7 protein-coding genes are annotated in these 7,438 nt (G+C 49.3%); 2 read left to right on the forward strand and 5 right to left on the reverse strand.

From position 1 onward, the window contains the following. Nucleotides 1–944: MFS transporter (locus HA494_09510; GenBank protein ID NHV97998.1), on the reverse strand; the 944-nt coding region annotated here is incomplete at its 3' end. A 166-nt stretch (nucleotides 945–1,110) separates the two neighbouring features. On the opposite strand from HA494_09510, the gene HA494_09515 reads away from it, so the two are divergent. Continuing rightward, nucleotides 1,111–2,241: a hypothetical protein gene (locus HA494_09515; protein ID NHV97999.1), complete on the forward strand. Its 1,131-nt coding sequence runs from the start codon at nucleotides 1,111–1,113 to the stop codon at nucleotides 2,239–2,241. On the opposite strand, the gene HA494_09520 is transcribed toward HA494_09515, so the two are convergent. Together HA494_09520 and HA494_09525 are read right to left on the reverse strand one after the other, a co-directional pair. Beyond that, entirely contained in the window at nucleotides 2,225–2,896 is a 672-nt protein-coding gene (locus tag HA494_09520; protein NHV98000.1) for a restriction endonuclease, read from the reverse strand. The genes HA494_09515 and HA494_09520 overlap by 17 nt on opposite strands. Continuing rightward, entirely contained in the window at nucleotides 2,881–3,660 is a 780-nt protein-coding gene (locus HA494_09525) for a nucleoside phosphorylase (GenBank protein NHV98001.1), read from the reverse strand. The genes HA494_09520 and HA494_09525 overlap by 16 nt, the downstream gene beginning before the upstream one ends. Before the next feature lie 14 nt (nucleotides 3,661–3,674). Here HA494_09525 and HA494_09530 point away from each other — a divergent pair, with 14 nt between their 5' ends. Continuing rightward, the gene (locus HA494_09530) at nucleotides 3,675–4,907 is read left to right on the forward strand and encodes an MFS transporter (GenBank protein NHV98002.1); all 1,233 of its coding nucleotides are present in this window, start codon (nucleotides 3,675–3,677) and stop codon (nucleotides 4,905–4,907) included. Here the strand turns inward: HA494_09530 and HA494_09535 are convergent. Together HA494_09535 and HA494_09540 are read right to left on the reverse strand one after the other, a co-directional pair. Then, on the reverse strand, nucleotides 4,880–6,343 hold the full coding sequence (locus tag HA494_09535; GenBank protein NHV98003.1) for an alpha-amylase: 1,464 nt from the start codon (nucleotides 6,341–6,343) through the stop codon (nucleotides 4,880–4,882). The two genes, HA494_09530 and HA494_09535, sit on opposite strands and share 28 nt — an antisense overlap. After that, nucleotides 6,330–7,400 (reverse strand): hypothetical protein, encoded by a 1,071-nt coding sequence (locus HA494_09540; GenBank protein ID NHV98004.1) that lies wholly within the window; start codon nucleotides 7,398–7,400, stop codon nucleotides 6,330–6,332. Before HA494_09540 ends, HA494_09535 begins: the two co-directional genes overlap by 14 nt. Nucleotides 7,401–7,438: the final 38 nt, after the last annotated feature.

The raw sequence follows: 7,438 nt of genomic DNA on the forward strand, positions 1-7,438 counted from the left end.
GGTATTTCGATGGCGAAGAAGAAGCCTATCAGTGCGAGTATGATGTAGAGTGCCCAACCTAACTGTAGTTGAAGTAGGAGCAGTATGCATGCCGCTTGGCCGAAGAAGCTTAGGCTGAGGACGCGCTTCGAACCAATCTTATCCACCATAGCCCCACCTATTGGTCCACCGATCACCCCGAGTATGCGCATCAAACCCAATAGTATTGCTGCGGTCGGTGCTGCAACTAGGAAGATTGTGGTTAGGTACAGGGGTATGAAGTCTACTGTTGTTTCAACTGCGAACTGCCCCATAAGGTATGCTGCTATGAAGACCGTTAACAGTGGTGCTGCTTGCTTAATTGAGCCCTCGTCAGATGCGTGGTGCTTCTGCTTGCTTGCCTCAGCAACCCTCACATCTCTAACCAACCTGGAGTAGATTAATGATGCTAATAGCCCAGGTAGGGCGATGAGGTAGAGGGCTTCTTGCCAGCTCAAGTAAGCTGCCAAGGCGCCCAGCATGATAGGTCCTAGGGATGTACCCAAAGTGCCGCCTAAGGCGTGTATTCCTAGTGCGAACCCCATTTTACGTGGGTAGTGCTCTGTTACCAGGGTTGTGCCAGCTGGGTGATATGTGCTCGCCGCTACACCAGCCAGAAAAGATAGGGCTAGTAGGAGGTGGTAGGTGTGCGCTAGGGTTAAAGCCGCTATGGTTACCGCTGTAGCTGCTAACCCTGCTGAGACCACTATGCTTCGCTTCGCTGTTCTGTCTGAGTATATGCCTACAGCGATCTGCGCGGTTAAGCCTGCTTGGAAGGCTGTGGGTAGTAGGGCTGCTTCGATATATGTTAGGTTGAAGGTGCTCTTGAAGACTGGTAGTAGGGCTGGTATGATGGCGGTGTATATGTGGTGGGATGTGTGCCCAAGTGTTAAGGCTGGTAATAGGAGTCCCTTCTTATCTTGCACATCCTTGCCGTATGTTGAGGCAGACTAAAGCCTTTTGCCAAATTTGTTTAACGCTAATATCTAACCCTTTAACTCCTATAGTGTGGAGTCGATGATGGGTCAGAGTTAATCTGATGTGTGAAGATAAGGCATTAAGCTGAGACTCCAAAGTCGGGTGATATGGGGTGTGAAGGCTAGTATCGAGGAGAGGCTTGCTCTGCTATTGGCGATAAAGGAGCCGGGCAAATATGTGGACTTCGATCACCTCTACTCTAAAGTGGCTAGGGATGTGGAGGTGGCTGAGCAGAGGAGGGTTAGTGTGGAGGATGTTCAGAGAGTGTTGGATCAGATGGTTAAGAAGGGGGTTGTGCTGAAGAGCGACGAGGGCTACACCAAGACCCCGGAGCTGGATGAGATTGTGAAGAGGGCTGCTGAGCGCGAAGGGTCTCTCTTAAACACCTCCTACCTAAGAGTCTGGGTTGCCAAAGACTACTACCCTAAGGTTGCTGAGCATATGCTGCCCTTCCTCGTGAACAGGGCTGTTTCAGCTGTAAAGGTCTTTTCCGGTAAGAAAGACCCTCTTAATGAGGTTGAAGCGATCTTCGTAAGATATGCTAAGTATAAGCCGAAGCCTCAGTTCCTAACCGTAGGGAGTAAAGAGAGGCTTATTGAGCTGGTTTATGACCACTGTGTCGACTTCATACCCTACATCCACCCACTTAACTCTAACGAGCCAGACTTCTTCGTGCTGGATCTCGATGCTGGTAGGAAGATAATCGAGGCTGAAGATGGTTTCCAGCTCCTAAAGGAGGTCACCTACAGGTTGGCTGAGATGCTCATCGAATCTGGCGTTGGGGTTATGGTTAAGTTCAGCGGCTCAAGAGGCTTCCAGATCTGGGCGAAGTTGGACAACTCGACTCTAAGATCTAGGGGCGACCTCTTCAAAGTGTATAGGGAGATCGCGATTAAGATGCAGGCTAAGCTCGAGGATAGGCTTCGCTCAGACAGAGATCTGGTTGAGAGATTCAAGCACATCGTAGATCTGCAAGGCGGCTTTACGACATCGCAGGTCGCTCATAAAGAGGAGAGGGCGGGGCAGATTCTTGTTGATTGGTCTCTTCTCAAACCTATGGGTGACGTTAGAGCGCCACTCTCCATGCACTATAAGACTGGGCTTATCTCAACACCTGTGCCATTGGATAGGCTCCTCACATTTAGGGTCGAGGACGCTAGGCCGAGTAGCGTGCTTCAGAGGCTCGAAGAATATTCTAAGGTTATGCGCCTACCCCTCTCTGATCCCACTAACCTTGTTGCTTAACCTTTATCACATTTAACTCATTCAGATACCCTCTTACCTCCGTAATGAAGTTTGAGAGGAGGTTGATCGGCACAATAGGTACGCCCTCCACTACGGTGGGTCTTTCGCCGTAGAGGGTTAGGATTACGGGTAGGAATTTGTCACATCTTTTTATGACGGTTAGGTTGCTGGTGGATAGAGATTTGGTTCTGTTGATCTGAGCCTCTATTATTCGATACATCCTCGACTGCCCTACAGTCTTCCTCCAATGTTTGCAGTCTATGACTAAAGCTAGGTCCTCCTTAGCAGCCACAACATCTATCTCACACCTAGGCTCTTTGAGCCTAACCCTTCTCCTAACCTCATAACCCACGCTCTCAAGAAGGGTAGATGCCATATCCTCAAACTCAGACCAAGATAGTATCTTCGAAACATCGTCTAGAGGCTCACCTAGGCTGCAGAGGAGGATTGCTGCCTTCATCTTATCGCTTCTCTCGAAGGTGACGCTTCGCTCACCCCACACCCCAACTTGGTTTGATGAGAGTAGTGCGCAGGCTTCTCTAAAGATCTCCTCAGGCAGCCCAACCTCTTCTCTAAGCTCCTCTAACCCCACCTCCCCAGCTCTCATAGCCACTAAGATCTTTGCTAGAACCCTTCTACTTACTTGGGCACCCATACCTCTCCATCTGCTTCCCTATCCCACCTCTTAAGTATCCTTAAGGCTTCGACAGCCGTCTTAGAGACCTTCTGCTCTTGGCTCGGTCTATCTGGGTCTGATGCTTTTGCTGGTATTGCTACGAAGATCGCACCAGCCCTAAGAGCATACAAGTTGGCTAGCGTGAATATCGTCGATGCCTCCATCTCGAAACATAAAACCCTTAGTCTGCGCATCAGTGAAGATATGCTTCTACTTTCGGGTGTGCGGAAGCCTTGAAAACCGTGCCTCCCTTGACCCACATAGAACGCGTCTGTAGATGCGCATATCCCTATGTGAAATCTGAAGCCTAGGTCCTTCGCAGCCCTCGCTAACGCATAAACTAGTTGTGGGGTTGCTACCGCAGGGTACTCCGGCATAACATAGTGCCTCGTGACACCGTCAAGCCTTACCGCTGCTGTTGCGACTACTAGATCGCCGACATTGACTTCTTTTTGAATCGAGCCACAGGTGCCCACTCTGATCATCGTCTTCACACCAGCCCTACTGAGCTCCTCTACAGCTATTGCTGTAGAAGGTCCGCCTATGCCTGTTGAGCAGACCGTCACCAGCTCATCATCCAAATACCCGTTCAACACCACAAACTCTCTGTGTGAGGCTATGATCTTACTCTCTTTCAGGTATTCGCCTATCACCTTAACCCTAGCTGGGTCTCCTGGTAGGAGGGCGAATCTGCCGACTTCACCTTCTCTCACCCTAACGTGGTAGAATGGCTCTGAATTCATACCAAACCTCTTAGATGCGAAAACCTTCTAAACCTTTCCCCCCAACCTCTCTTGGTTTGAGTAGCGAGCTGCAGAAACAAGCCCTACGCCTTATTCTGCTGCTTGGGTTAGTGAGTCTTTTAGCAGATGTGACCTACGAAGGCGCTAGGAGCATCGTCGGACCATACCTTGCCCTCTTAGGCGCCTCAGCGTTCACAATCGGTTTCGTAAGCGGGTTTAGTGAGCTGCTCGGCTACGCCTTCCGCTTGGCCTCAGGCTCGCTAGTAGATAGGCTTAGGAGATATTGGTCCATACTGCTCTTAGGCTACTTCATCAACCTAATCTCTGTCCCACTTCTAGCTCTTGCTGGCAGATGGGAGGTCGCTGCGCTACTGATCTTCGCTGAGCGGTTAGGTAAGGCGATCAGAACGCCTGCTCGAGACGTTGTTCTTTCGTACGCCTCCTCTAATATAGGTTTAGGGAAAGGCTATGCTATACACGAAGTTCTGGATCAAGTAGGTGCGATCCTAGGCCCATTTATAGTGGCGGCTGTCTTCCTCTACGGTGGCAGTTATCGTGAAGGCTTCGCCCTATTGGCTGTGCCCGCAGCATCAGCTCTACTCACGCTCTCTCTAGTGGCGCGGGCTCACCCTAAGCCTGAGCGTATGGAGAAGGTATCTGAAGGTCTCCCCGCAGCGGAGGGTGCTGGTGTTGTTAGAGCATACCTTCTGTTTGTTGGTTTTAGCGTCGCTGGCTTTGCACCTTATCAGCTGATCGCTTACCATATGAGTGCTTTGGGTTTCGCCGATGCTACGATACCTCTGCTCTTCTCTTTGGCTATGGGTGTTGATGCTGTAGCCGCGTTGGTCGTTGGAAGGTACTTTGATAGATTCGGGCTCAGCCTATTGGTTGCGATACCTGTCTTCACCGCTCTGGTAACCCCTCTTGCCTTCTCTGAGAAGCAGCTCCTTATCGCCTTAGCTCCTGTCTTCTGGGGTGTCGTAATGGGTATGCACGAAACCATTCTGAGGGCTGGTGTTGCCAAGATTTTACCGGCAGCGAAAAGAGGTGTCGGATTCGGCGCGTTGAATGCCGTGTTAGGCATAGCTTGGTTTATAGGTGGTAGCGCTCTCGGTTCGCTCTATAACGTTGGTTATTGGTATTTGGTCTCCTTCTCAGTAGCGCTTGAGATATGCTCTATTCCACCCTTCATTCTGCTGATTAAGAGGATGAAGCGCTATCAAGCTAAGGTCAGCCAGAGCGCATAAGGTTCCAATCGCACCTTCAAGTAACCTCTGGTATCGACGTCGTCTATTTGAATGCCTCTCTTCCAAGAGACTCTTGCGTTTATTACATCTTTCAAAAGCCACCTGTCTAAAACGATGACACATAGGGCTTCTCTAGATGAGTAGTTTACAGAGATAAAGGCGCGTTTTATCCCCAACTCCCAGATCCAGCTGAATACGGTCTGAGCCCCGTCAACCCTCACAGGTCTCCACTCACCGTAGTGCAGCGTGTCACTTTTCAGAGCGGTGAGTAGGGTGGTGTAGAATTCATGTATCTCACTGTCTACTGCTTCGTCTGCAACTCTCCTAAGCTGTAGGGGTGCTCTTATCTTACGCCCCTCTAACTGACCTTGATGGAATAGTCTCATAGAAGGCAGAGTGTATGTTATGAGGGAGGCTGCCATCGATCTTTCACGCCCAAACGCGGTCACAGCCCTAAGTTCGTCGTGGTTCTCTGTGAATCTAACGTATCTGCTCTGCTTAATTTGGTCCGTTGAGAGCATGCGTTTTATGTTGTCGATCTGCTCGTTAAGTAGGTTATCGTATAGGTTCTTGTCGTAGGCGTAGTCGAAGCCAAGGTTTAGCATGCGGTCTTCAAGCCCCCAGTAGACCTCAGCGATCATCGTGAAGTCTGGCTTCACCTTTTTGATTTCACGTATCGCTTCTGACCAGAACTCTTCTTTAGCCTCCCAGCCTCCTTTCCTCAACAGATGCCCCCAAGTTCTTTCGAAGACGTCATTCAGTAGAAGCATGGCTACATCACACCTAACCCCATCACAGTACTCTGAAATCGATCTTAGGGTCTTGATCAACGCATCCCTAGCTTCTTTGTTGAATATGTTGAATTGAACCGTATCGGTCCAAGGTGGGAAGTAGGGGTCTCTGCCGTGCGCAATATACACTGTACCCGACTCAAGGGCTACTTTAAGATAGTTAGAGGGTTCTCTCCTAAACTCTTCAGCATCAGCCTGCACAAAGTAATCAGGGTGCTCAAATACCCACGGGTGATCGACCGCTAAGTGGTTAGGTACGTAGTCGAGGATAAGCCCTATGCCTAGTTCGTTTAGAACCTTCTTTACCGCTTTAAGATCTTCAGAGGTGCCTAGCATAGGATCAACTTCATATGATTGGACAGCGTAGGGTGAGCCGACAACATCCTCAGGTCTCCAGCCTGGAAGCGCAAAGTTGTAGTGAGCTTTCAGCACCTCTATCCCCCTAGCTATTTCAGCGCTTCTTCTGCTTCGCTTCCAGACACCCATGAGCCACACGTAATCGAAGCCCAGATCTTTGAATTTACGCCACTCTTCGTATGGCACTTTAGATAGAGTTAGATCAGCACCATAGGCTTCTCGAAGCTTATTGAGCCAAGGTAATGTGTTGATTTCGTAGAGTGTTGGATTCGGCCTACCGTTCAGCAAACTCCTTCACCACATCACTACACCTCTTTAGGTACAGTAGGGCAAGGTCTAAGTTGAAGAAACCCTTTAACCCGCACTCTGGACCAGCATAGGGTACGTTCTCTAGCCCAACGAGTGAGACGATCTGCTTGAGCCTAGATCGGATCTCATCCTCGCTCTCCAAAAGAATCTTTGGGTCCTCCTTTCCACGTTTTATATCAGCCCAGATCTGACCTACTCTCTGCTCCTTTGATAGGCTGCTGTATCTTGGTATGCGCTCAGCAGACCTTTCAGCGAGCGTATTCAGATTTGTGGAGCAGATGCTCGCTTTTAACCTCTTACCATACTTCTCTAACAGGCTTCTTGTCTTCTCAGATCTGAAGATGGGGTCATCAGCTTCGGCTTCGATGACTTCCAATCTACTAAGTTCCCAGAATATTTTGTTTGATGTGCTGTGCAAATGCATAGCGCACGTAACGCCTCGTGTAGAGGCTGTGTAGAGGATCTTGTCCCAAGCCTTCAGAAGCGTTTCACTCCATTCTCCAGCGTAATCAAGCCTAGGATCATCTACAACCCCAAATAGGGGCTCCTCTAAACATAGCACCTCTACCTCACCATATCTGTCGTGTTGAAGTGAACCAACTACGATCTGGGAAAGCGCATCAGCGAGGCTCAAGATCTGTTCAGGATTTGGTTCGATGAGGAAAGATGAGAGCGTATATGGTCCTGTTACGCATACTCTCATGCTGAAGGGTTTGCCCACCTCCTCGTAGATCTCCTTTGAATGCTTGAATAGTGCATCTACCTCAGGTATAATCTTCCGCTTGGGTTTGATAACATCTACTGCAGCGTATTTGCCATCAACCTTAACTAAACCGTCGAGCTCGTCTAGAAACATAAAGCACATATCTCTCAGCTGAGGGTAGGTAGCAACATCCAACCCGGCTCTTAACTTTTTGGCGAAGTAATCAACTATAATCCTCTCAAAGTATGTTTGCTCCGCTCCACCTTCTGCCCCACTTTTTAGTGCGTTCTCATCGCCTTGGAAAGGTAGGCTGCCTACATCAACGCTTTTCATCCACTCAAGCAAATGGGCTTAAAAGTTAAATGCTTTTA

The organism is Nitrososphaerota archaeon, from assembly GCA_011605775.1.
In the GTDB taxonomy this organism is placed as follows: domain Archaea; phylum Thermoproteota; class Nitrososphaeria; order Nitrososphaerales; family JAAOZN01; genus JAAOZN01.